Raw genomic sequence first — 22,958 nt, forward strand, 5'->3', positions numbered from 1 at the left:
TCATCTTTCAAGACGGTCATCTTAGGTTCTCACCGCCGCCAATTTTGCTCTTCTTGTCGAAAGCTTATAAGCTGCCTCTGCAAGAACTCCTCGCAGCGCAATCTTGCTAAAGGTAATTTTCTCTCGATCAGACATGCAACTGTCTAGCGATGGCGAAAGGATCCTATAAATACCAGCCTCTTCAGGTGAGCCGGCCATTGTTGTAAATAGCTCCGAGGCAGTACCCGGATTTGCTCTAATCGCACAATCGGCTATCTCAACAAGCGCGACATGCTGAAACCAAGCGGCGGGCGCATCCACAGGAACCGGATTACGGTAATCAATCGGTGGGACAGACGCAATTTCAGGAGTCAACAGTAAACCAGGCTGACTAACTAGAAAGGCCTCATAAAGCGACCCGCGAAACAAACCGAAGGACATCTTCAGCCCACCATTCCCGAGACATTCGTTAGTGGCAAGCGCCCGGGCCTGCTTCTTCTCGCCAAGCATATATGGCGGAGTTTCAATGTATGCCTTGGCGAAGCCGCGATAACGCTTCACGACACACTGCCCATAAGCAAGCATCGTCCGTTGAGCACGTGTAGCGGGACTTACAGCGTGATCATCGTTCATGGCCGCTACCCGTGGTTGGAGCGGGTTCCGCATCTCCTGCGCGCCTATGCACGCAGGCGCGGTCGCGATGAAACTCGCGAATACACCAACCAAGAGTTTGATCTGCCTCACTCGGCCGCCACCGCATAGGCCGGCGCGCCGCCCTTATCCTTGATGCGGCGTTCGATTTCCGGGCGGAAATGCTTGATGAGGCCCTGGATCGGCCACGCCGCCGCGTCGCCCAGGGCGCAGATGGTGTGGCCTTCGACCTGCTTGGTCACCTCGTGCAGCATGTCGATCTCGGACAGGTCGGCGTCGCCGGTGCGCAGCCGTTCCATCACGCGCCACATCCAGCCGGTGCCCTCGCGGCAAGGGGTGCATTGGCCGCAGCTCTCATGCTTGTAGAAATAGCTGATGCGGCTGATCGCGCGGACGATGTCGGTGGACTTGTCCATCACGATCACCGCCGCCGTGCCGAGGCCCGAGCCGAGACCGCGCAGGCCGTCGAAATCCATCGGCACGTCCATGATCTCGGCGGCCGGCACCAGCGGCACCGAGGAGCCGCCCGGGATCACCGCGAGCAGATTGTCCCACCCGCCCCGGATGCCGCCGCAATGCTTGTCGATCAGTTCGCGGAAGGGGATGCCCATCGCCTCCTCGACCACGCACGGATTGTTCACATGTCCCGAGATCTGGAAGAGCTTGGTGCCCTTGTTGTTCTCCCGGCCGATGCCGAAGAACCACTGGGGCCCGCGCCGCAGGATCGTCGGCACCACCGCGATCGATTCGACATTGTTCACCGTCGTCGGGCAGCCGAAAAGGCCGACACCCGCCGGGAAGGGCGGCTTCAGGCGCGGCTGGCCCTTCTTGCCCTCCAGACTCTCGATCTGAGCGGTTTCCTCGCCGCAGATGTAGGCGCCGGCACCGCGATGGACGAACACGTCGAAATCATAGCCCGAGCCGGCGGCATTCTTGCCGAGCATGCCCTTGTCATAGGCCTGCGCCACGGCGGCGAAGAGGTTCTCGGCCTCGCGGATGAACTCGCCGCGGATGTAGATGTACGCCGCCCGCGCGCGCATCGCGAAGCCCGCGATCAGCGCGCCTTCGAGCAATTTGTGCGGATCGTGGCGCAGGATCTCGCGATCCTTGCACGAGCCGGGCTCGGATTCGTCGGCGTTGATGAGCAGGAAGCTGGGTTTTCCGGGCTTCTGCTCCTTGGGCATGAAGCTCCACTTCATGCCGGTCGGGAAGCCCGCCCCACCGCGCCCGCGCAGGCCCGAGGCCTTGATATCCTCGATGATCTGGTCCTGCCCACGCGCCATCAGCGCCTTGGTATCGTCCCAGTCGCCACGCTTCATCGCGCCATCGATGGTCCAATCCTGGAAGCCATAGATGTTGGTGAAGATGCGATCCTTGTCGTCGAGCATCAGTGTGCGTCCGTCAGATCAAGGCGACGCTCGATGCGCCCGGTGCGCTCCTCGAGACGGTCCAGCCGATTGTTGATTCCCGCGACGGACATCATGATCCCGCTCAGATGCTCATCGACCGCTGTCAGCCGCATCTTGATGTCCATCTGTTCCAGTTCGAACTTGTCGAACCGGCTGTTGAGCCGCCGCAGATGCTCCAGCACCAGATTTTCGACATTGTCGCTCATCGCCCCTGCCCCACGAGCTTCTCGACGAACAGATAGGCGATCACCGCCAGGCCGATGCCGATCGCGATGGCGACCAGCTTCAGCGCGAGACCCAGCAGCTTGAGGAGCAGCCAGATCGCGACGATGCCGACGACGATCGCCAGGAAGAGGGAGGCGAGCGACCTCAAGAAACATAATCCTTGAGCACCGTCGGCCCGCCCATCGGCGACGAGAGGAAGCGATCGACCTGCGGGCCGGGCTTCGGCGTCTCGCCGCGCGCCAGTGCCTCGAGGATCGCGGTCGTCGTCTCGAAGGTGAGGTCTTCGTAATTGTCGTCGTTGATCTGCACCATCGGCGCGTTGACGCAGGCGCCCAGGCACTCGACCTCGGTGAGCGTGAACAGGCCGTCGGCCGTGGTCGCGCCTTTCTTCAGGCCCTTCTTGTAGCAGGCGTCGAGCACGTCGTCCGAGCCGCGCAACATGCAGGGCGTCGTGCCGCACACCTGCACATGATAGCGGCCGACCGGCGCCATATTGTACATCGTGTAGAAGCTGACGACCTCCAGCGCGCGGATATAGGGCATGCCCACCGCCTTCGCGACATATTCGATCACCGGCACGGGCAGCCAGCCTTGCGTGTTCGTTTCCTTGCCGACCTGACGCTGCGCGAGATCGAGCAACGGCATCACCGCCGAATGCTCGCGCCCCTTGGGATAACGGCCGAAGATCTCGCGCACCTTGGACTCGTTCTCGGCGCTCCACGCGAAACTGCCCCAGCGTGCGCGGGTCTCGGCCTCGTCGGGGATATGGGCTGCGTCAGCCATGCACGTCACTCTTGTTGCGCGTATCGAAGCGGGCTTCGCCGATCTCGCCCGCATGGGTCAGGAAGAAACGCTGGAGGAAGAAGGCGCCGACACCGATGCCGACGAGGAACAGGCCGAGGAAGGCGTTCCACATCGGCTGGCCCGCCTCGGCGAACTCCGCCCACAACAGCGCCGCGACGACGACGAACGCGACGCCACCCCAGATCACCGGGCGCAGCGCCCTGGCGGTCTGTCCCACGCCGCTCACCGGTCGCACTCGCCGAACACGACGTCGATCGCCGAAAGGATGGCGGTGGTGTCGGCCAGCATGTGGCCCTTCATCATGAAGTCCATCGCCTGGAGGTGGCTGAAGGCGGTCGGGCGGATCTTGCAGCGGTACGGCTTGTTGCTGCCGTCGCTCACCAGATACACGCCGAACTCGCCCTTGGGGCTCTCCGTCGCGACATAGACCTCGCCCTCGGGGACGTGAAAGCCCTCGGTATAGAGCTTGAAGTGATGGATCAGCGCTTCCATCGACTGCTTCATCTCGCCACGCTTGGGCGGCACGACCTTGCGGTCGTCGGACGCGATCGGGCCGTCGGGCATGTCGGCCAGGCACTGCTTCATGATCGCGGCGGACTGGCGGACTTCCTCCACCCGCACCATGAACCGGTCGTAGCAGTCGCCGCGCGTGCCGGTCGGCACCTCGAAGCGCATCTTGTCATACGCATCGTAGGGCTGCGAGCGGCGGATATCCCAGGGGATGCCGGCGGCGCGGATCATCGGGCCGGAGAAGCCCCAGGCGATCGCATCCTCCTTGCTGACGACGCCGATATCGACGTTGCGCTGCTTGAAGATGCGGTTGTCGGCGACCAAGCTGATCGCATCCTCGAACAGGCGCGGCAGGCGCGTGTCCAGCCAGTCGGCGATGTCGGTGAGCAGCTTCAGCGGCACATCCTGATGCACGCCGCCGGGGCGGAACCACGCCATGTGCATCCGCGCGCCCGACGCCCGCTCGAAGAAGCCGTAGCAATCCTCGCGAATCTCGAACAGCCACAGGTTCGGCGTCATCGCGCCCACGTCCATCACGTGCGACCCGAGGTTCAGCATGTGGTTGCAGATGCGGCTCAGCTCGGCGAACAGCACGCGGAGGTATTTGGCGCGCTCCGGCACCTCCAGCCCCAACAGCTTCTCGATCGCGAGCACATAGCTGTGCTCCATGTTGAGCGGCGAGCAATAATCGAGGCGATCGAAATAGGGCAGCGCCTGAAGATAGGTCTTGTATTCGATCAGTTTCTCGGTGCCGCGATGAAGCAGGCCGACATGCGGATCGACCCGCTCGACGATCTCGCCGTCCAGCTCCATCACGAGGCGCAGCACGCCATGCGCGGCGGGGTGCTGCGGGCCGAAGTTGATCGTGTAATTCTGGATCTCGACGTCGCCCAGGGTCGGATCGTTCGGCGTCAGCAGCATGTCGAGATCGGCGATCGACCCATGCGGGTTGGCGACGGCCACGGCGGGATCGCTCACTTCTTCACCTCATCGGCCTTGAGCGGCGTCGGCGCGCCGGGGGCCTCGGGGGCCTTCTGCGGAGGCGCCTTCTCGTCGCCGGGCAGGATATAATCGGCGCCTTCCCACGGGCTCATGAAATCGAACATGCGCAGATCCTGCGCCAGCTTGACCGGCTGGTAGGCGACGCGCTTCTCGGCCTCCGAATAGCGCAGCTCGACATAGCCCGTCAGCGGGAAGTCCTTGCGCTGCGGATGGCCGCGGAAGCCATAATCGGTGAGGATGCGGCGCAGATCGGGGTTCCCCTCGAACAGCACGCCATACATGTCGTACACCTCACGCTCGAGCCAGCCGGCGACCGGCCACAGCCCCGTCACCGAAGGCACGGCCTGCACCTCGTCGGTCGCGACATGCACCCGGATGCGGTGGTTCCGGGTGAGGCTGAGCATGCAATAGACCACCTCGAACCGCTCGGCGCGGTCCGGGTAATCGACACCAGCGATCTCCATCAGTTGTTGGTAATGCAGATCGTCGCGCACGACCCGCATCGCCTCGACCAGCCCTTCGCGCTTCACGTCGAGCCGCACCTCGCCGACCTTGTCGGTCGCCGCGATCAGCAGGTCGCCGAGCGCGGCCTTCGCCGCCTCGATCACGCCCGCGTTGGAGGCATATTTCGGGAAGCTCATCGTTCGATCGTCCCCATGCGGCGGATCTTCCGCTGGAGTTGCATGATCCCGTACAGCAGCGCCTCGGCGGTCGGCGGGCAGCCGGGCACGTAGATGTCGACCGGTACGATCCGGTCGCAGCCGCGCACGACCGAATAGCTGTAATGATAATAGCCGCCGCCGTTGGCGCACGAGCCCATCGAGATGACGTATTTCGGCTCGGACATCTGATCGTAGACGCGGCGCAGCGCCGGGGCCATCTTGTTGCAGAGCGTGCCCGCCACGATCATCACGTCCGACTGACGCGGTGACGCGCGCGGCGCGGCGCCGAACCGCTCCAGATCGTAGCGCGGCATGTTGACGTGGATCATCTCGACAGCGCAGCAGGCGAGGCCGAAGGTCATCCACCACAGCGAGCCGGTGCGCGCCCACTGGAACAATTCCTCGGTCGAAGTGACGAGGAAACCCTTGTCCTGCACTTCGGCCTGGAGGCTGTCGAAGAAGGCCTGATCGGGGGGCGTATCTTCGGTCGGGTGGCGGTCGATGGCCGCCGGCAAGGTCACTCCCATTCCAGCGCTCCCTTCTTCCAGCAATATGCGTAGCCGATGGCCAGTTCGATCAGGAAGATCATCATGCCCGCCCAGCCGGCGAAGCCGATCCCGCCGAGCGACACCGCCCACGGATAGAGGAACGCCGCTTCCAGATCGAAGATGATGAAGAGGATGGCGATCAGATAGAATCGCACGTCGAACTGGGCCCGGCTGTCCTCGAACGCGGGAAAGCCGCACTCATATTCGGTCAGCTTCTCCGGGGTCGGCTTGGCCGATCCGGTGAACTTCGAGGCGACGATGGGCAGCACCACGAAGGCGCTCGACAGCGCCACCGCGACGGCGAGAAACAGCAGGATCGGCAGATAGCCAGCGGCGACCGACGCCATCCAAGATACTCCGGTTGCAGCGGGGGCTGGAAAGCCCCCTTCCCTTGGCCGATCCTCTAGGCTTGCCGCACCTGCGAAGCAAGGCATCGGGGCCGTGAGAATGACTCGCAGAAAGACGGAAAACCGCCGCGTATTGGGGTGGGCGGGTGACAAAGCGTTGCGTGACAGGGCGCGATCGTTCCCCTCAAGCTGGGATCTCCCGAGGCCGGGCGATCCATGCGAGGCCCCGTCCAGCCTCCCGAGACCCCGGCTTTCGCTGGGGTGACGATCGTAACTGTTACCGCAGCGCGGTCGCCAGCAGCTTATGCAGCTTGGAATGGATCTGATCGTTGGCGGCGAGCACCTGGCCCTTCTCATACGCCCGGTCCGCCCCGCGATAGTCGGTGACGAATCCGCCCGCCTCGCGCACCAGCAGGATGCCGGCAGCGATGTCCCACGGCTTCAGCGGGCTTTCCCAGAAACCGTCGTAGCGGCCGGCGGCGACCCAGGCGAGATCGAGCGCGGCGGCGCCGAAGCGGCGGATGCCCGCCACCTGCGGGGCGACCGCGTCGAAGATCGCATTATATTCCTTGAAGTCGCCATGCCCCAGGAAGGGGATGCCGGTCGCGATCAGCGCCTCGGACATATCCCGGCGGGAGGACACGCGCAGGCGGCGATCGTACAGCCACGCGCCGCGGCCCTTCTCGGCCCAGAAGCTCTCGTCGGTGACGGGCTGGTAGACCAGCCCCTGCGTGATCTCCGGCCGGCCGCCGGGGCCGTTGGGCTCCTCGACCGCGATCGAGATGGCGAAATGCGGGATGCCGTGGAGGAAGTTGGTCGTGCCGTCGAGCGGATCGACGATCCAGCGCGGCTTGGAGGGATCGCCCTCGACCGTGCCGCCTTCCTCGCCGACGAAGCCCCAGTCGGGCCGCGCCTTCTTCAATTCCTCGTAGAGCGTCTGCTCGGCGCGCTTGTCGGCCATCGAGACGAAGTCGGCCGGCCCCTTGCGGCTGACCTGCAATTCCTGCGTCTCGCCGAAGTCGCGGCGCAGGCGCGGCGCGGCCTTGCGCGCGGCACGCTCCATGACGGTGATGAGGCCAGAATGGGATACCATGGAATGAACTCCCCCCCTCCCTGCCAAGGGAGGGGGCCGGGGGGTGGGTCAGTTCGTCGGGGACGGAATCAAGCCGGGCAAAGCGCCATCGGCCGAACCCACCCCTCGATCCCCTCCCTTGGCAGGGAGGGGAAGCTGGTTAGTCCGCGCGCCGGACATATTCCCGGCTGTACACGTCGACGACGATCTTCACGCCGGCGCCGATGTGCGGCGGCACCATCACGCGCACGCCATTGTCGAGCACGGCCGGCTTGTAGCTGGAGGAGGCCGTCTGGCCCTTCACCACCGCGTCGGCCTCGACGATCATGGCCTCGATCGTGTCGGGCAGCTGCACCGAGATCGGGCGCTCGTCGTAAAGCTCCATCACCACGTCCATGCCGTCCTGAAGGAAGGCCGCCGCATCGCCGAGGATGCCGGCGTCGAGCGTGATCTGCTCGTAATTTTCCTTGTCCATGAAGGTCAGCGCGTCGCCGTCCTTGAACAGGAACTGGAAATCCTTGGTGTCAAGGCGCACGCGCTCGACCGTCTCGGCCGAGCGGAAGCGGACGTTGTTCTTGCGGCCATCGATGAGATTCTTCATCTCGACCTGCATATAGGCCCCGCCCTTGCCCGGCTGGGTATGCTGGATCTTGACCGCCTTCCAGATGCCGCCTTCATATTCGATGATGTTGCCGGGACGAATGTCCACGCCGCTGATCTTCATGGGGTGTCTCGTGCGATAGGAAAGAGCAGGGGCGAGCCCTTAGCGATGTGCAGGGCAAGGGGCAAGGCGGGTGCGTGGTTAAGGGATGGGCCGTTGTGCAGGCCGCCAGGACCGGCAGGCCTGTCGGTTTGACGGAGTGCGACTGCGAGCCCCGCCGCAGCGAGGCTCGCAATCTCCTTACTGCTGCTGGTCGGCGCGGCTCGCGCCCTCGCCGTCGAGGTTCTGGGAAACGAAGTCCCAGTTGACGATCTTGCCCAGCACTTCCTCGGCGAATTTCGGCCGGGCGTTGCGGTAATCGATGTAATAGGCATGTTCCCACACATCGAGCGTGAACAGCGGCTTCACGCCCTCGTACACGATCGGCGTGTCGGCATCGTGATAGCTCGTCACCTTGAGCGCGTCGCCGTCCAGCACGAGCCAGGCCCAGCCGCTGGCGAAATGGCCGACGGCCTCGGCGGCGATCTTGTCGAGCAACCCTTGCGTCGAGCCGAAGCCCGCGTCGATCAGGCTCTGGAGTTTCTCCGACGGCTTGGTCGAGCCGGTGGGGGCGAGGCCGTTCCAGAAGAAGGTGTGGTTCCAGATCTGGGCGGCGTTGTTGAACAGGCCCTTGTCGCCCGTGTCCTTGGCCTTCTTGGTGACGTCGATCAGCGAGAGGCCGGCGAGGCCCTTCTCGTCGATCCAGCCGTTGACCTTGTCGACATAGGCCTTGTGATGCTTGCCGTGGTGGAATTCGAACGTCTCGGCCGACATCACCGGATCGAGCGCGGTCTTGTCGAAGGGAAGCGGGGGCAGTTCAAAGGCCATGCGACATCTCCTGATCGGGAATCCGTTCTCCGCCCCCTAACGCTTTCGTTTGACTATTGTGCAGCCCAAATCGACTGTTGCGAGACGTTCTCACTTGGGTGCGACGGGACGTGAGGATTTGGGGCGTAACGAGTGCGCGGTGCCCTGCTACGTCATTGCGAGCGCAGCGAAGCAATCCAGTTCCGACGGTGCCGTCATGCCGAGAGGCTGGATTGCTTCGCTGCGCTCGCAATGACGATGGGCCGCCTACTGCGCCCGATCGAGCAGGTCGTGGCGCTTCAGGGCGTGGCGGAGCTGGTCGTAGGTGAGTTTCAGCGCCAGCGCGGTCTGGCGCTGGTTGAAGCGGCAGCGTTGCAGGGCGGCCTCCAGCAGCGCGCGTTCATGGGCATGGACGGCCCCGCGCAGGTCGTCGCAATCGAGGACGATGACCGGGCCGGCTTTCGGCGCGGGCGGCGCGGTCGCCTCCACGGCGGGCGCGGCCACCGCCGCTTTCTCCGCCGGGCGCCAGGGCGAGGCGAAGGGATCGAAGGTGATCTCGCCGATCGGCCGCTCGGGATCCTCCCAGCGATAGACCGCGCGCTCGACGACGTTGCGCAGCTCGCGGACGTTGCCGGGCCAGTCGTGCGATTCCAGCGCCTCGGACGCGGCCTTGGTGAAACCCGGCCAGTGCGGCCAGGACAGTTCCGCCGCCATCCGCCGCCCGAAATGATCGGCCAGCACCTCGACATCGCCCTCCCGCGCGCGGAGCGGCGGCAGGGTCACCACCTCGAACGAGAGACGATCGAGCAGGTCGGCGCGGAACCGCCCGGCCTCGACCAGAGCGGGCAGATGCTCGTTGGTGGCGGCCACGATCCGCACATCGACCCGGACCGGCTTGGAGGAGCCGATGCGCGTCACCTCGCCATATTCGGTCGCGCGCAGCAGCCGTTCCTGCGCGCCCTGGCTCAAGGTCGCGAGTTCGTCGAGAAACAGGGTTCCGCCGTCTGCCTCCTCGAAACGGCCGGCGCGGGCGCGGGTGGCGCCGGTGAAGGCGCCCGCCTCATGCCCGAACAATTCGGCCTCGATCAGCGTCTCCGGAAGCGCCGCGCAATTCATCGTGACGAGCGGGGCGGACCAGCGGTTGGACAGGTGATGCAGCCGCTCGGCAATCAGTTCCTTGCCGGTCCCGCGCTCGCCGATCACCAGCACCGGGCGGTTGAGCGCGGCGGCGCGACTGGCCCGCTCGACGCTGTCGAGGAAGGCCGAGGATTGGCCGATGAACTGGGCGTTGCGCTCCATGCGCGAAACTTGGCGAATTTTCCCAATGTTTGGCAAGTGCGATTTGGCATTCCGCCATGCCAATTCAGCCAAGTCTTTGGATTTCAATCAATCTTCAAATTGGCACGGTCCCTGCAAAGTATTTGGCAACCCCGCCGACATGGCGGGAACGACCACCAACTATCAGGTTCAGGAGACCAACAATGTTCACTTTCGACAAGATCGACCTGCAACGCACCGCGGTTTCGGCTCTCGGCGCGATCGCCCTCTCGGCCGCCTCGATCTTCGCGGTCGCGGCCCCCGCCAAGGCCGCCGAGCCCACCAGCCTCTCCTCGTGGCAGAGCGACGTGAGCGGCAAGCTCGACAGCGGCCTGGCCGCGACCAACGCCAACTGGAAGGGTGACAAGCAGGCCACCGTCCGCGTCGCGCTCACCGCCGAAGGCAAGGTCGCCAGCGTCGGCATGCTGAAGAGCACCGGCAGCGCCGCGCTCGACAAGGTGGCGCTGGAGACGGCCGGCAAGGTCGATTACCCGGCCCTGCCCGGCACGCTCGCCGGCAAGGCGACCACCGTCGCGGTGAAGCTGTACTTCACCAGCAGTGAGGATCGCCGCCAGCAGGCCCTGCGCGCCGCGAAGAAGGACGAAGCCTTCGCCTACGCCCATCAGGGCCACACCCAGTTCGCCGCCCTGTGACGCGAGGCCAGGCCCTCGTGCTAGAGTGGCGAAAAGAGGCGGGACAGCCTATCCCCTATACGGTTGTCCCGCCTCGCACAGCGGTTCCTCAAGGAGTTCACATCATGGGTATCTTCTCCCGCACGCGGGACATCATCGCCGCCAACGTCACCGACCTGCTCGACAAGGCGGAAGACCCGGCGAAGACGATCCGCATGATCATCCTGGAAATGGAGGAGACGCTGGTCGAAGTCCGCGCTTCCGCCGCCCGGACGATCGCGGACCAGAAGGAGATGCGCCGCCACATCGCCAAGCTGGACAGCGTCCAGGCGGGCTGGATCGAGAAGGCCGAGCTGGCCCTGTCGAAGGGCCGCGAGGATCTCGCCAAGGCGGCGCTCGTCGAGAAGCAGAAGGCGGGTGACCTCGCCGAGCAGCTCAACGAGGAAGTGGCCACGCTCGACGCGGCGCTGTCTGCCTCCGAGGCGGACATCGCCAAGTTGCAGGGCAAGCTGCGCGAGGCCCGTGCCCGCCAGAACGCCATCGCGACCCGCCTGGAGAGCGCGTACAACCGCGAGCGGATGCGCGAGATGTATCAGGGCGCGAAGGTGGAGGACGCCTTCTCGCGCTTCGAGCAGCTCGAGCGCCGCGCCGATCTGGCCGAGGGCCGCGCCGACGCGCTGTCGCTGGGTGCCGCCGGGCCGAAGTCGCTCGAGGAGGAGATCGCCGAGCTGCGCTCCTCCGACAAGGTCGATGCCGAGCTGGCCGCGCTGAAGGCGCGCTTCCAGCCGAAGGAGGGCTGAGATGTTCGAGGATCTGATCCCGATCGTCGCGATCCTGTCGATCTTCGTCGGGCTGCCGTGGCTGATCTTCCACTACATCACGCAGTGGAAGCGCAACGGCAACCTGCCGATCGAGGACGAGAGGCTGCTCGACGAGCTGCACGATCTCGCCCGGCGGCTGGATGACCGGCTGCGCACGATCGAGCGGATCGTCGCGGTGGACGACCCGAGCTTCGCCAGCCGCGCCCGCCTGTCGGCCGAGCGCAGCGACACCGAGATGACCGCCGACCGTATCGAAGACCGGCTGCGCGCGCGCTGAACAAGCTGCGCCGAAGCCCCTACAGGGAAAGGATTTTCACCATGGAACCGCGTCGCACCAAATTCTACCTCGACAAGAAGAACGGCAAGGTCATGGGCGTGTGCGCCGGCCTGGCCGACTATACCGGGCTCGACGTGACGCTCATCCGCATCGGCTTCGTGCTGCTGATGGTGGGCACCGGCACGATGGGCGGCTTCGGTCCGCTGGCTTACTTCATCGCCGGCTGGATGGCCGACGATCGCCCCCGCGAGCTGGATTACGCCGATCGCGAGGACAAGAAATTCTGGCAGGGCGTGCGCGCCAAGCCGGCCAATTCGGTCCGCGAGGTGCGTGCCCGCTTCCGCGACATCGATCGCCGGCTGGCCGACGTGGAGGTGAGCGTCACCTCGCAGAACCGCCGCCTGGCCGACGAGATCGAGGCGCTGCGCTAAGCGCGCGCCTCACGATAAAGGGGAAAGACGATGAATGCCGACGACCTGTTCATGTTCATCTGCATCCTGGTGTTCATGGGTTCGGTGACCAAGGTAGTGTTGCAGATGCTCAAGACGCGCGAGGCCCGCCACCTCGCCCGCGCCGATGGCGGATCGCCCCAGACCGGCCGCGCGGTGGCGCTGCTCAGCGACGAGAACGAACTGCTCACCGGCAAGATCGGCCGGCTCGAGGAGCGGATCGCCACGCTGGAGCGCATCGCCACCGATCGCCCGCGCCGCCTGGCCGACGAGATCGACTCGCTGCGCTGATGCCCCCTCCGCTGATCGACCGCAGTTTGCGGTTCATCGAAGCGGGCTCCTCAATTCGTCGCAATCTGGAAGGATGACGACATGGACAATCTTCGTTTCCTGATCCCCATCTTCGGCATGCTGATCCCCATCGTCGCAATCCTCTCCGGGGTGGCGCACAAGTGGATCAAGCTGAAGGAAAAGCAGATCCAGGCGATCTCGGCCGACACCGCCGAAAAGGCCGCCCGCTACGCCGCCCAGACCGAGCGCCTCGAACAGCGGATGCGCGTGCTGGAGCGGATCGTGACCGACAAGGGCATCGACGTCGCCGACGAGATCGAGCGGCTGCGCGACCAGCCGTCGCTCCACTCGCCCCTCAACTGATCCAAGCCCGAAGAGGAGTTCGAGAGATGAACCCGTTCGAGATGGTGGTGCTGATCGTCGCGATCACCGCGATCGCCAGCATTTTCCGCGCCAAATATGGCAATGGCCGCAAGTGCCGCACCGGCGAGCGCGACGACCAGATCGTCGACTATCGCGACCCGGATGCCGATCGCCTGCGTGACGAGGTGAGCGTGCTGAAGGAGCGTATCCACGTTCTGGAACGCATCGTCACCGATGGCGACCAGCGCCGTACCCAATCGCTGGAGCGCGAGATCGACGCGCTGCGCGACAAGAAGTGATGGGAGTGCATATCATGACCCTGCATGACCCCCTGTTCCTGCTCTCCGCGATGGGCACCACGCTCGTCTCGGTCACCGTTCTGGCGCTGGTCGCGCTGCGCGGCTGGAGCGGCTGGCTCGATGTGCGCCGGCTGGAACTGGAGCAGCGCCACCACCCGCTCTCGGCCAGCCCGGCCGCCGCCAACCCCGGCGCCCGCATCGAACTGGCCGACCTGAAGGAGCGCGTCCGCAAGCTGGAGGCGATCGCCGCCGGGGTGGATCTGTAATCCTGCTCGCGCCCTCGCTCCGTTCGTGCTGAGCGAAGTCGAAGCACGGGAGGCAGGCGGGGCGATTGGGGCACGTCCTTCGACTACGCTCAGGACGAACGGAGTGAGTTTCTCAAGGTGACGCGCCGGCCCAAGCCGTCTATCGGCACCGCCCATGACCGACCTTGCCGACATTCTCGACGAATATGACTTCCTCGACGCCGACGATCGCTACCGCCTGCTGATCGATCTGGGTCGCGATCTGGAGGCGATGCCCGAGGCGCTCAAGACCGACGCGACCCTCGTGCGGGGCTGTTCGGCGGCGGTGTGGGTCTATCCCACCACCCTGGACGACGGCCGGCTGCACTTCCTGGCCGACAGCAATGCCGCCATCACCAAGGGCATCATCGCCCTCGTGCTGATGACGGTGCAGGACCGCACCCCCGCCGAAATCGCCGGAACCGATATCGAGGGCGCGCTGGCGCCGTTCGATCTGAAGAGCCAGCTCAGCTCGAACCGGACGCAGGGCATTCCCAACATGATCGCGCTGATCCGGGCGACGGCTTAACTTCGGCGGCGCGTCAGCCCGCCGCCTTTTCCGCCTCCACCCAGGCATCCATCCGCGCTTCCAGCACGTCGAGCGGGATCGCGCCGCCGCCCAGCACGGCATCGTGGAAGCGGCGGATGTCGAAGCGGGCGCCGAGCGCCTTTTCCGCCCTGGCGCGGATAGCCAGGATGCGCAGTTCGCCCAATTTGTAGGCCAGCGCCTGCCCCGGCCAGCTGATGTAGCGATTGACCTCCGCCTCGATATTGGCGGCCGACAGCGCCGTATGCTCGGTCATGAAGGCGATCGCCTGCGCCTTGGTCCAGCCCTTCGAGTGGATGCCGGTGTCCACCACAAGGCGACAGGCGCGCCACATCTCGTAGGAGAGGCGGCCCATCTCCTTCTCCGGCGTGTCGTACAGCCCCATCGCGATGCCGAGTTTCTCGGCATAGAGGCCCCAGCCTTCGGTGAAGGCGGCGAAGCTGGCGTTGCGGCGAAATTCGGGCAGGTCGAGTTCCTGCGCGCGGGCGATCTGGTTGTGGTGACCGGGAACGGACTCGTGCGCGGTGAGCGCCGGCAGTTCGTAGAGTGGGCGCTGGTCGAGCTTGGAGGTGTTGACCCAATAGGTGCCGGCGATGCCCGCCGCCGGGCTGCCCGGCCCGTAATAGGCCGTGGTGGTGCCCTCGGCGGTTTCGGCCGGAATGGCGCGGATGCCGTAGGGCAGGCGCGGCAGGGTGGCGAACCAGGCGGGGAGCATCCCGTCGATCCGCTTGGCCTGTAGCGCCGCCACCGCCATCAGCGCCTCGGGCGTTCGGGCGTAATAGGCCGGATCGGTGCGGAGCTTGGTGACGAAGGCGGCGCGGTCGGGGTAGTCGGCGCGTTTCGCCAGCGCGTCCATCTCGGCGCCGATGCGCGCCACTTCGGACAGGCCGATCCGGTGGATCTGATCGGGGGTGAAGTCGGTCGTCGTCTCGGCGCGCACGCGAAAGGCATAGTAGGCCGCGCCCTGCGGCATCGACGAGGCACCTTCGGTCTTGCGGCACTTCGGCAGATAAATGGTGCGGTAGAAGGCGAGCAGCTTTTCGTGCTGCGGGTTGAGGATGGTCGTGACGATCTCTCCCGCCCGCGCCTTGGCCGCCGCCCATTCCGCCTCGCTCATGTCGCCCGGCCGGGCGCGGGCGAAGGGCTGGAGGAAGCGCGATTGCGCCGGATCGGGCGCGATCAGCCCGGCGATCGTCTTGTCGAAGCCGCCCAGCACGTCGCACGGCTGGGTGAAGCCGCCCGCGACCGCCTGCGCGGTGATCTTTATCGCCTCGGCATTATAGGCCGGGTAGGCCGCCAGCCGGTCGAGGTAGGAGCGATAGTCCGCCGCCGTCTTGAAGGGCGAGCGATCGGCGAGGCTCGCGAAGCCCTGGAACCAGCTGTAATAGGTCGTGAACAGCATCTGCCGCTGGCCGAAGCGATTGCCCTCGATCGACTGGCCGAGCAGGCGGAGCAGCACCGCCTTGTTCTCGCGATCGGCGACCGACAGGCCGGTGTCGGGGATGGCCTTCAGCCGATCGATGAAGCCCTGCGCGCCCTTCGCCTTCCGGTCGGCGCCGGCGAGGCTGATGTCGTCGAGCTTGCCGTCGCCGGACCGGTCGCCCATCCGTGAGGCCAGCACGGGATTGTTGGCCAGCGTCCAGCGCCAGTGATCGGCGAGCAATGCCTTGAAGTCGTCGGCCGGGGCGGCGGGGGCGATCGACGCCGTCGCCAAAGCCAGTGCCGCGATTGCCTTGCGCATGATGCCCCCTTCAGATGTGTGGGGTGGGGGTAGCATGATTTGGGGAGAGCCCAACCCCAGCCGTCGCCCCGGCGCAGGCCGGGGCCACAGGTGGCCGCCACGACGTCGCCCCCAGCCTGCCGAGGCCCCGGCCTGCGCCGGGGCGACGAGCGAGGCTGGACAGCCCCGCTCGTCGAACATATATCGAACAAATGGCGCAACTCGACACCCGCGAAAAGCTCGCCATTCTCGCCGATGCGGCGAAATATGATGCGTCCTGCGCCTCTTCCGGCACGGCCAAGCGATCGAGCGAGGGGAAGGCCAAGGGGATCGGATCGACCGAGGGCATGGGCATCTGCCATGCCTATGCGCCCGACGGCCGCTGCATCAGCCTGCTCAAGATATTGCTGACCAACAGCTGCATCTTCGACTGCCATTATTGCATCAACCGCAAAAGCTCGAACGTGCGGCGCGCGCGCTTCACTGCGCAGGAGGTGGTGCAGCTCACCCTCGCCTTCTATCGCCGCAATTATATCGAAGGGCTATTTCTCTCCTCGGGCATCATCCGCTCCTCCAATTACACGATGGAGCAGATCGTGGAGGTGGCGCGATCGCTGCGCGAGGATCATCAGTTTCGCGGATACATCCACCTCAAGACCATTCCCGACGCCGACCCGGAGCTGATCGCGCAGGCGGGCCTCCATGCCGATCGCGTCTCGATCAACGTCGAGCTGCCGACGACGCGCGGCCTCGCCCGGCTGGCGCCGGAGAAGTCCGCGCCGCGCATCGAGGGTGCGATGCGCGACATGAAGACGAAGATCGAGGATACGGCCGACGCGCGCAAACGCTATCGATCGGCCCCGCGCTTCGCGCCCGCCGGCCAATCGACGCAGATGATCGTGGGGGCCGACAGCGCGAGCGACGGCGAGATCGTGACGACCGCCAGCCGGCTCTACGATCGCTTCGGCCTCAGGCGGGTCTATTATTCGGCGTTCAGCCCGATCCCCGATGCCAGCGCCGTCCTGCCGCTCCAGCGCCCGCCGCTGATGCGCGAGCATCGCCTGTACCAGTCCGACTGGCTGATGCGCTTCTACGGCTTCCAGCCCAGGGAGGTGGTCGCGGCGGCGGGGGACGACGGGATGCTGCCGCTCGACATCGATCCGAAGCTGGCCTGGGCGCTGAAATTCCGCGAGCATTTCCCCGTCGATATCAACCGCGCCCCGCGCGAGATGCTGTTGCGGGTGCCGGGGCTGGGGACCAAGGCGGTGGGATCGATCCTCGCGGCGCGGCGCTGGCGCACCCTGCGGCTCGACGACGTGGCGCGGCTGACCGTGTCGGTCACGAAGCTGCGGCCCTTCATCGTCACGGCGGACTGGCGGCCGACCCTGCTGACCGACAAGGTCGATCTGAAGGCCCGCATCGCGCCGAAACGCGAGCAGATGGAATTGTTCGCGGCGTGACATTGGAAACCCCCGCCCGACACCCCATTGTTGCGGGCGTGAAACCGATTCTTTCCATCAAGGGGCTCGCCAAGACCTACGCCTCGGGTCATCAGGCGTTGAAGGGCGTCGATCTGGATATCCGGCGGGGCGAGATCTTCGCGCTGCTGGGGCCGAACGGGGCGGGCAAGACCACCCTGATCGGCGCGGTGTGCGGCCTCGTCCGCGCGACCGGCGGGACGATCGAGGTGGACGGGGTGGACGTGCGCGCCGACTGGCGCGGCGCCCGCGCGCGCATCGGCCTCGTCCCTCAGGAACTGGCGACCGACATGTTCGAGCATGTCGCCCATACCGTGGCCTTCTCGCGCGGCCTGTTCGGCAAGCCGAAGGATCCCGCCGTCGTCGAGCGCATCCTGAAATCGCTTTCCCTGTGGGACAAGCGCGACGCCAAGATCATGGCGCTGTCGGGCGGCATGAAACGCCGCGTGCTGATCGCCAAGGCGCTGGCGCACGAGCCCGACATCCTCTTCCTCGACGAACCCACCGCCGGCGTCGACGTCGAGCTGCGCCGCGACATGTGGGAGATGATCGGCAAGCTGCGCGATCAGGGCGTCACCATCATCCTCACCACCCATTATATCGAGGAGGCCGAGGAGATGGCCGACCGCATTGGGGTGATCGACAAGGGCCAGCTGATCCTCGTCGAGGAGAAAGCCGAGCTGCTCGGCCGCCTGGGCAAGCAGGAGGCGATCGTTGGCCTGACCGAGCCGCTCGCCGCACTGCCCGAGGGGCTGGCCGACTGGCCGCTGACCCTGTCGGACGACGGCGGCACGATCACCTATGTCATCACGGCCGAGGAGGCCGAAACGCGCGGGCTCGCCAAGCTGGTCAAGCGGCTGGAGGCGCTGGGGATCGATTTCCGCACGCTCGACAGCCACCGATCGAGCCTCGAGGATATCTTCGTCGATCTGGTCGAGGGAGGCCGGCGATGAGCATCAACCTGCACGCGGTCCGCGCGATCTACCTGTTCGAGCTGGCGCGCACCTGGCGCACCCTGTTCCAGAGCATCTTCACGCCGGTGCTGACGACCTCGCTCTATTTCGTCGTGTTCGGATCGGCGATCGGCGGGCGGATGCAGGAGGTGAACGGCATCCCCTATGGCGCCTTCATCATCCCCGGCCTGATGCTGCTGACGATCCTGTCGGAAAGCATCGCCAACGCCAGTTTCGGGATCTACCTGCCACGCTTCACGGGCACGATCTACGAACTGCTCTCGGCGCCGGTGGGCGTGGCGGAGACGCTGCTGGGCTATGTCGGCGCGGCGGCGACCAAATCGGTGATCCTGGCGCTCATCATCCTGGCCACCGCGCGGCTGTTCGTGCCTTATCATATCGAGCATCCCTTCTGGGCGCTGGTGTTCCTGATCCTCATCACGGTGAGCTTCTGCCTGTTCGGCTTCATCCTCGGCTGCTGGGCGGACGGGTTCGAGAAGCTCCAGATCGTGCCGCTGATGATCATCACCCCCCTCACCTTCCTGGGCGGCACCTTCTATTCGATCGACATGCTGCCCCAGCCGTGGCGCACGATCACTTTGTTCAACCCGATCGTCTATCTGGTGAACGGCTTCCGCTGGGCCTTCTACGGCATCGCCGACGTCGACATCCGCGTGTCGGCGGGGCTGACCCTGCTGTTCCTGCTGGCGTGCATCGGGGTGATCAGCTGGATCTTCAAGACGGGCTGGCGGCTGCGGACATGAGCTGATCTGACAGGATTCTCGTAGCCGCTCGTCCTTCGCCCCCTCCGGGCGATCAGTCCGGCCAACGACGTGAGTCGGCCGCGCCCCGCCAGGGCGCGACCGCCGACTGGCCAATTCAGATCGAAAGCCGCGCCGTCACCCGGATATCCCGGCCGCTGAGCGGCGCGAAATCCTTGAGGAAGCTGGCGTGGCGGCGGGCATCCACGTCGAAGATGTTGTTGGCGGAGAGCAGGAAGCTGACCGGGCGATCCTTGCCCCATGGGCGGAAGCCCAGTTCGGCGTTGACCAGCGTGAAGCCCTTCGTCGCGGTCTCGTTGAGCGCTAGGCGCGGCTGGTTGTCGGTCCATTCCACCTCGATCCGGCCATCCAGCCTGTCGCTGGTGGCGCCCAGCCCGCCGAGCAGGCGGAGCGGCGGGATGCGCGGCGCGGGGCCGACATTCTTGATGGTCGCGTGGACATAATCGCCGACCGCGTCGGCCTTCACGGTAAAGGCGCCGATCTTCGCGAGATCGACCGCCGCCTGCGCCTCGACGCCATAATAACGCGCATCGGCCTGGCGCTGCTGGTAGACCGGCAGGCCATCCTCGATCGCGCCGGTCCGGTCCTCGTAGATGAAGTTCGAGAACCAATTGTGGTAGGCCGACGCCTCGAACGTATAGCCCGGCCCGCCGCCCTTCAGCACACCCTCGACGCCCCAGCTGCGCTCGGTGCGGAAATCGGGATTGCCGATCTCGAAGGATTCGGTGCCGGCGTGCGGCCCGTTGGCGAACAATTCCTCGGCGGATGGCGCGCGGACGGTGCGCGACAGGTTCACGCCCACCCGCCAGTCGCCCGCGACCTTGTAGGAGGCGCCGAGCGAGCCCGAGACGGTATCGAACGTGCGCTTCACGGCGGCGAATTGCGGCTGGCTGGCCAGCGGCATCGCGGTGCGCACGCTATGTTCGTAACGCGCGCCGCCCTCCAGCTTCAGCGCGTCGAGATCGAATTGCTGGAGCGTGAAGAGGCCGAATTCCTGGCTGTTGCTCTTGGGCAGGAAAGCCTCGTCGCCCACCACGTTGAAGTCGCGGTTGGAATATTGGAGGCCGGTGGCGCCCTTCCAGCCGCCATGCTGGGCCTGCGCCAGTTCCAGCCGGCCCTCGAACCCCTTGTTATAGAAAGTGGTGCCGACCGAACCATCCTCCTCCAGCTCCGAATGGCGATAGTCCGCGAAGCCGAAGCGGGTGCGGATCGCTGACAGGATCTGGCCGCCGGTCTCGATCTCGGCGCGGGCGTCGATGCGGTCCTGCTTCAGCTGGAGGCGCGGGCCTTCCTGCTCCTGCCCCGGCTGGGTCGCGTAACGGACGGGCACGCCATAGAGGCTGTCGTAATGGCTGTAGGCGACGCCGAGGCTGCCGCCCTCGGTGATGATCGCGCCGCCGACGCCGGCGGTCCACGTCTCCGACGCGCTGTTGGGCAGCTTGCCGCGCAGCGCGGCATTCTCGGCGAAATCCACCTCGCTGGCGGGATCGGCGGGCAGGCGGGCCGACGCCAGCGCCTCGGCGCGCGCGGCGGGCGCCAGCACGTTGCCGCCGATGCGCAGGTCGCCGGTCTTCAGATAGCTGCCGTCGGCGTGCGCCACGAACATTGAGCCGACTGGCACATCGACCGATCCCGACACCGACCGCTCGTTCGCGGCCGAGCCATAGGTGCCGATCGCGTCGGCGTGGACGGCTTCCTTAGGGATGGCGCGCGGGATGCGGCGATCGATCACATTGACCACGCCGCCGATCGCCGAGGAGCCGAACAGCAAGGATTCCGGCCCGCGCAGCACCTCTACACGCTCGGCCAGCAGCGGATTGATCGCCACCGCATGATCGACGCTGGTGTTGGACACGTCGATCGAGCCGATGCCGTCGGTCAGCACGCGCACCCGCTCGCCCTGAAGGCCGCGCAGCACGGGGCGCGAGGCGTTGGGGCCGAAGGAGGTGGCCGACACACCGGGGGTGCGGGCGAGCGTCTCGCCGATCGTCGGCCGCAGCGCCTTGGTCAGCGCCTCGCCCTGGAGGATCGACACGGTCGAGATGACATCGCCGCGATCGCGGTGGAAGGGGGCGGTGACGATGATGTCGGTCGCGGGGGCGCCATGATCGTCGGCGGCGCCATGGGTGGCGTCATGCGCGGAGGGCGGCGCCGCGTCGGCCGCCAGCGCCGGGCTCGCCGCGCTTATTCCCAGACCCAACAGGGCCACGCTCGACAGGAAAATCGCCTTCGTCATGTACGCTCCACTCGCCCCGACGCGCGGATACCGGCGCGCCTCTGCTGCAACTGCGAAGGGGGTCTAGCGGGGTTTGTGGGATGTTACAACATATCATTACATGCCAGCCCCCTCGACACCGCGCCGTCCGCGCGCGAAGCTCCGCCGATGGATTTCATGAAGATCATCGAGTCACTCGACGAGGCGCTTTATGCCGTGGCGAGTTGGCTCGTTTTCTATCCGCTGACACTATGGCGCACGCTGTTCCACCCGCAGCGGATGATGAACTATGCCGATCGCGAGGTCTCGGATCGCCCCGAGGATCAATATGAGGATGCGATCCGGCCGCCTCTCTTCCTGTTTCTGACGTTGCTGCTGTCGCATGGCTTCGAGGTCACCGTCGCGCCCCGCAATCCCTTGTTGTCCGACAATCACGGGCTCGCCGCGCTTGTCGACAGCGATCTGGCGCTGCTCGCGCTGAGGCTGCTGCTGTTCAGCCTGTTCCCCCTCATGATGGCGGTGCGTTTGCTGCGTCGTCAGCACACGCGATTGACCCATGCCAGCTTGCGGCGGCCGTTCTACGGACAATGCTACACGACCGCTCCGCTCGCCTTGCTCGTGGGCGTGGGTAGCCTCGCCGGCGGGTTCGCCTTCACCGGAGCCCATATCGTCGCGGCCGTATCGATCGGCACGGCGGTCGTCTGGTATCTGTCGGTCCAGACATGCTGGTTCGCGCGCCGCTTGCGTGTGCCATTATTGGTAGGGGCGGGTGACGCGCTTTTGTCGACCTTTTGCAGCGTGGGCCTTTTTCTGCTCGCCGCGATCGTAATTCTCTAGCCAAGGCGCTGGCCCGCACGGTCAGCTTCTGTCATCCTGCCGCGAAACAAGCGGGAGAATGGCATTGCGTGGGATTTCGCTGGCGGCAACCGCAACGCTCCTTCTCGCCACCCCGGCGCTCTCTCAGGCCGGTGACGGTAGTGACGCGATCAACCTGATCTGCTCGGGCCAGGGCGAAAAACTGGGGTCCGGCTACGTCAATACGCTGGAATGGGATCGCTACGATCACAAATATCGGTCACGCAGCGGCGTGCAGACCGAAATGCAGGGCTTCGCCTCCGCCGTCACCCTACAAATCTATGGCAGCGACGGCCGCATCCGATTGCCGGAGAAGCTCATCCCGCCGCTCAATTCGGGCGGCGACCACCAGCATTGGTGGCCGTTGGACGACGTGATCGTCGGAGCCAACGAGATCCGGGCGAGCTATCGCCTGAACGGCCTCAACAAGCCGAAGCTCAGGATCGATCGCCAGACCGGCGAAATCACGATCAAGGGCACCGGGCAGGATTTTTCCGGCCTGTGCGAAAAGGTCGATGCGGGCCAGCGACGGTTCTGACGATGCCGTGACGGGGCAAGCGGGATAGCGGCGCCGTAGACAGCCTTTACCTCTTTCCCCCAAACAACCGCCCCAGCACGATCTCCGCCGCCCCGCCCAGCGCATCGGCGATCGCCTGTGGATCGGTGGTGCCCGCCGGCCTGGCCGGGTTCGGCGGCGTGGTGGACGGATCGGCGGGAGTGCGCTTCTTCGCCACGGCGGCGGTCGCGGCGGCGGCGGCCATGGTGAGGCCGGCGGCGACGATCTCGCGGGCGGCGGGGGATGCGGCGGCCTTGGCTAGCAGCGCGCCGCCCTGCTCGCGGATTTCCTTCGGCAGCTTCACGCCCAATATCTCCTTGGGCAGCTTGGGGGATTTGGCCTTCTTCTTCGCCATCGCCGGTCCTTGGGCTGGAGGTGTGGGAGGGAGATAATACACTGGCAG

General features: G+C 65.8%; 31 protein-coding genes. 14 read left to right on the forward strand and 17 right to left on the reverse strand.

Annotated elements, in window-relative coordinates; all coding sequences use genetic code 11:
• Nucleotides 1-21: 21 nt before the first annotated feature.
• The 14 genes from PQ455_RS11690 to pspF form a co-directional block, all read right to left on the reverse strand.
• Entirely contained in the window at nucleotides 22-612 is a 591-nt protein-coding gene (locus PQ455_RS11690) for a hypothetical protein (RefSeq protein WP_273686256.1), read from the reverse strand.
• Between the two features lie 107 nt (nucleotides 613-719).
• Nucleotides 720-2,018 (reverse strand): NADH-quinone oxidoreductase subunit NuoF, encoded by a 1,299-nt coding sequence (gene nuoF / locus PQ455_RS11695; RefSeq protein ID WP_273686257.1) that lies wholly within the window; start codon nucleotides 2,016-2,018, stop codon nucleotides 720-722.
• Nucleotides 2,018-2,245, reverse strand: a complete 228-nt coding sequence (locus tag PQ455_RS11700; RefSeq protein ID WP_273686258.1) for a hypothetical protein — start codon at nucleotides 2,243-2,245, stop codon at nucleotides 2,018-2,020. The genes nuoF and PQ455_RS11700 overlap by 1 nt, the downstream gene beginning before the upstream one ends.
• A complete protein-coding gene (locus PQ455_RS11705) occupies nucleotides 2,242-2,412 on the reverse strand; it encodes a hypothetical protein (protein WP_273686259.1) in 171 nt (56 codons plus the stop codon). Before PQ455_RS11705 ends, PQ455_RS11700 begins: the two co-directional genes overlap by 4 nt.
• A complete protein-coding gene (locus PQ455_RS11710; protein ID WP_273686260.1) occupies nucleotides 2,409-3,047 on the reverse strand; it encodes a complex I 24 kDa subunit family protein in 639 nt (212 codons plus the stop codon). Before PQ455_RS11710 ends, PQ455_RS11705 begins: the two co-directional genes overlap by 4 nt.
• On the reverse strand, nucleotides 3,040-3,294 hold the full coding sequence (locus PQ455_RS11715) for a hypothetical protein (RefSeq protein WP_273686261.1): 255 nt from the start codon (nucleotides 3,292-3,294) through the stop codon (nucleotides 3,040-3,042). The genes PQ455_RS11710 and PQ455_RS11715 overlap by 8 nt, the downstream gene beginning before the upstream one ends.
• A complete protein-coding gene (locus PQ455_RS11720; protein WP_273691361.1) occupies nucleotides 3,291-4,499 on the reverse strand; it encodes an NADH-quinone oxidoreductase subunit D in 1,209 nt (402 codons plus the stop codon). Before PQ455_RS11720 ends, PQ455_RS11715 begins: the two co-directional genes overlap by 4 nt.
• 53 nt (nucleotides 4,500-4,552) lie before the next feature.
• Nucleotides 4,553-5,221, reverse strand: coding sequence for an NADH-quinone oxidoreductase subunit C (locus PQ455_RS11725; RefSeq protein WP_273686262.1), 669 nt, complete (start codon nucleotides 5,219-5,221; stop codon nucleotides 4,553-4,555).
• The gene (locus PQ455_RS11730) at nucleotides 5,218-5,769 is read right to left on the reverse strand and encodes a NuoB/complex I 20 kDa subunit family protein (RefSeq protein ID WP_273686263.1); all 552 of its coding nucleotides are present in this window, start codon (nucleotides 5,767-5,769) and stop codon (nucleotides 5,218-5,220) included. The genes PQ455_RS11725 and PQ455_RS11730 overlap by 4 nt, the downstream gene beginning before the upstream one ends.
• Nucleotides 5,760-6,137 (reverse strand): NADH-quinone oxidoreductase subunit A, encoded by a 378-nt coding sequence (gene ndhC / locus PQ455_RS11735; RefSeq protein ID WP_273686264.1) that lies wholly within the window; start codon nucleotides 6,135-6,137, stop codon nucleotides 5,760-5,762. The genes PQ455_RS11730 and ndhC overlap by 10 nt, the downstream gene beginning before the upstream one ends.
• A gap of 277 nt (nucleotides 6,138-6,414) precedes the next feature.
• On the reverse strand, nucleotides 6,415-7,230 hold the full coding sequence (locus PQ455_RS11740) for an inositol monophosphatase family protein (protein WP_273686265.1): 816 nt from the start codon (nucleotides 7,228-7,230) through the stop codon (nucleotides 6,415-6,417).
• 139 nt (nucleotides 7,231-7,369) lie between these two features.
• A complete protein-coding gene (gene efp, locus PQ455_RS11745; RefSeq protein WP_273686266.1) occupies nucleotides 7,370-7,933 on the reverse strand; it encodes an elongation factor P in 564 nt (187 codons plus the stop codon).
• A gap of 177 nt (nucleotides 7,934-8,110) precedes the next feature.
• Nucleotides 8,111-8,737 (reverse strand): superoxide dismutase, encoded by a 627-nt coding sequence (locus tag PQ455_RS11750; protein WP_273686267.1) that lies wholly within the window; start codon nucleotides 8,735-8,737, stop codon nucleotides 8,111-8,113.
• A 246-nt stretch (nucleotides 8,738-8,983) separates the two neighbouring features.
• Nucleotides 8,984-10,015 (reverse strand): phage shock protein operon transcriptional activator, encoded by a 1,032-nt coding sequence (gene pspF / locus PQ455_RS11755; protein ID WP_273686268.1) that lies wholly within the window; start codon nucleotides 10,013-10,015, stop codon nucleotides 8,984-8,986.
• Nucleotides 10,016-10,197: 182 nt separating this feature from the next.
• Between pspF and PQ455_RS11760 the strand changes: the two genes are divergently transcribed.
• From PQ455_RS11760 to PQ455_RS11800, 9 genes are all read left to right on the forward strand, one after another.
• Nucleotides 10,198-10,686, forward strand: a complete 489-nt coding sequence (locus tag PQ455_RS11760) for an energy transducer TonB (protein WP_273686269.1) — start codon at nucleotides 10,198-10,200, stop codon at nucleotides 10,684-10,686.
• A 104-nt stretch (nucleotides 10,687-10,790) separates the two neighbouring features.
• Nucleotides 10,791-11,465 carry a phage shock protein PspA gene (gene pspA / locus PQ455_RS11765; protein WP_273686270.1) on the forward strand — a complete coding sequence of 225 codons (675 nt, stop codon included), beginning with the start codon at nucleotides 10,791-10,793 and terminating at the stop codon, nucleotides 11,463-11,465.
• A gap of 1 nt (nucleotide 11,466) precedes the next feature.
• Nucleotides 11,467-11,763, forward strand: coding sequence for an envelope stress response membrane protein PspB (gene pspB / locus PQ455_RS11770; RefSeq protein ID WP_273686271.1), 297 nt, complete (start codon nucleotides 11,467-11,469; stop codon nucleotides 11,761-11,763).
• 41 nt (nucleotides 11,764-11,804) lie between these two features.
• Nucleotides 11,805-12,194 carry an envelope stress response membrane protein PspC gene (pspC, locus tag PQ455_RS11775; protein WP_273686272.1) on the forward strand — a complete coding sequence of 130 codons (390 nt, stop codon included), beginning with the start codon at nucleotides 11,805-11,807 and terminating at the stop codon, nucleotides 12,192-12,194.
• A gap of 30 nt (nucleotides 12,195-12,224) precedes the next feature.
• Complete coding sequence (locus tag PQ455_RS11780) at nucleotides 12,225-12,503, forward strand: hypothetical protein (RefSeq protein WP_273686273.1); 279 nt, start codon at nucleotides 12,225-12,227, stop codon at nucleotides 12,501-12,503.
• Nucleotides 12,504-12,584: 81 nt separating this feature from the next.
• Nucleotides 12,585-12,866, forward strand: coding sequence for a hypothetical protein (locus PQ455_RS11785; RefSeq protein WP_273686274.1), 282 nt, complete (start codon nucleotides 12,585-12,587; stop codon nucleotides 12,864-12,866).
• A 26-nt stretch (nucleotides 12,867-12,892) separates the two neighbouring features.
• Nucleotides 12,893-13,165 carry a hypothetical protein gene (locus PQ455_RS11790; RefSeq protein ID WP_273686275.1) on the forward strand — a complete coding sequence of 91 codons (273 nt, stop codon included), beginning with the start codon at nucleotides 12,893-12,895 and terminating at the stop codon, nucleotides 13,163-13,165.
• A gap of 20 nt (nucleotides 13,166-13,185) precedes the next feature.
• The gene (locus tag PQ455_RS11795) at nucleotides 13,186-13,431 is read left to right on the forward strand and encodes a hypothetical protein (protein WP_420542872.1); all 246 of its coding nucleotides are present in this window, start codon (nucleotides 13,186-13,188) and stop codon (nucleotides 13,429-13,431) included.
• Between the two features lie 154 nt (nucleotides 13,432-13,585).
• Complete coding sequence (locus tag PQ455_RS11800) at nucleotides 13,586-13,978, forward strand: SufE family protein (RefSeq protein ID WP_273686277.1); 393 nt, start codon at nucleotides 13,586-13,588, stop codon at nucleotides 13,976-13,978.
• Nucleotides 13,979-13,991: 13 nt separating this feature from the next.
• On the opposite strand, the gene PQ455_RS11805 is transcribed toward PQ455_RS11800, so the two are convergent.
• The gene (locus PQ455_RS11805) at nucleotides 13,992-15,737 is read right to left on the reverse strand and encodes a DUF885 domain-containing protein (RefSeq protein ID WP_273686278.1); all 1,746 of its coding nucleotides are present in this window, start codon (nucleotides 15,735-15,737) and stop codon (nucleotides 13,992-13,994) included.
• 191 nt (nucleotides 15,738-15,928) lie between these two features.
• Here PQ455_RS11805 and PQ455_RS11810 point away from each other — a divergent pair, with 191 nt between their 5' ends.
• Genes PQ455_RS11810 through PQ455_RS11820 form a run of 3 tightly spaced genes read left to right on the forward strand, consistent with a single transcriptional unit; the run spans nucleotide 15,929 to nucleotide 18,911 of the window.
• On the forward strand, nucleotides 15,929-17,176 hold the full coding sequence (locus PQ455_RS11810; RefSeq protein ID WP_273686279.1) for a putative DNA modification/repair radical SAM protein: 1,248 nt from the start codon (nucleotides 15,929-15,931) through the stop codon (nucleotides 17,174-17,176).
• Nucleotides 17,177-17,214: 38 nt separating this feature from the next.
• Nucleotides 17,215-18,147 (forward strand): ABC transporter ATP-binding protein, encoded by a 933-nt coding sequence (locus PQ455_RS11815; protein ID WP_273686281.1) that lies wholly within the window; start codon nucleotides 17,215-17,217, stop codon nucleotides 18,145-18,147.
• On the forward strand, nucleotides 18,144-18,911 hold the full coding sequence (locus PQ455_RS11820; RefSeq protein ID WP_273686282.1) for an ABC transporter permease: 768 nt from the start codon (nucleotides 18,144-18,146) through the stop codon (nucleotides 18,909-18,911). The genes PQ455_RS11815 and PQ455_RS11820 overlap by 4 nt, the downstream gene beginning before the upstream one ends.
• A gap of 115 nt (nucleotides 18,912-19,026) precedes the next feature.
• Here the strand turns inward: PQ455_RS11820 and PQ455_RS11825 are convergent, their stop codons facing one another.
• Nucleotides 19,027-21,165 carry a TonB-dependent receptor gene (locus tag PQ455_RS11825; RefSeq protein ID WP_273686283.1) on the reverse strand — a complete coding sequence of 713 codons (2,139 nt, stop codon included), beginning with the start codon at nucleotides 21,163-21,165 and terminating at the stop codon, nucleotides 19,027-19,029.
• Nucleotides 21,166-21,240: 75 nt separating this feature from the next.
• Between PQ455_RS11825 and PQ455_RS11830 the strand changes: the two genes are divergently transcribed.
• Complete coding sequence (locus tag PQ455_RS11830) at nucleotides 21,241-21,981, forward strand: hypothetical protein (protein WP_273686284.1); 741 nt, start codon at nucleotides 21,241-21,243, stop codon at nucleotides 21,979-21,981.
• 64 nt (nucleotides 21,982-22,045) lie between these two features.
• Nucleotides 22,046-22,537: a hypothetical protein gene (locus PQ455_RS11835; RefSeq protein WP_273686285.1), complete on the forward strand. Its 492-nt coding sequence runs from the start codon at nucleotides 22,046-22,048 to the stop codon at nucleotides 22,535-22,537.
• Between the two features lie 46 nt (nucleotides 22,538-22,583).
• On the opposite strand, the gene PQ455_RS11840 is transcribed toward PQ455_RS11835, so the two are convergent.
• Complete coding sequence (locus PQ455_RS11840; RefSeq protein ID WP_273686286.1) at nucleotides 22,584-22,910, reverse strand: hypothetical protein; 327 nt, start codon at nucleotides 22,908-22,910, stop codon at nucleotides 22,584-22,586.
• Nucleotides 22,911-22,958: the final 48 nt, after the last annotated feature.

It is taken from the genome of Sphingomonas naphthae (genome assembly GCF_028607085.1).
Classification (GTDB): Bacteria; Pseudomonadota; Alphaproteobacteria; order Sphingomonadales; family Sphingomonadaceae; genus Sphingomonas_Q; species Sphingomonas_Q naphthae.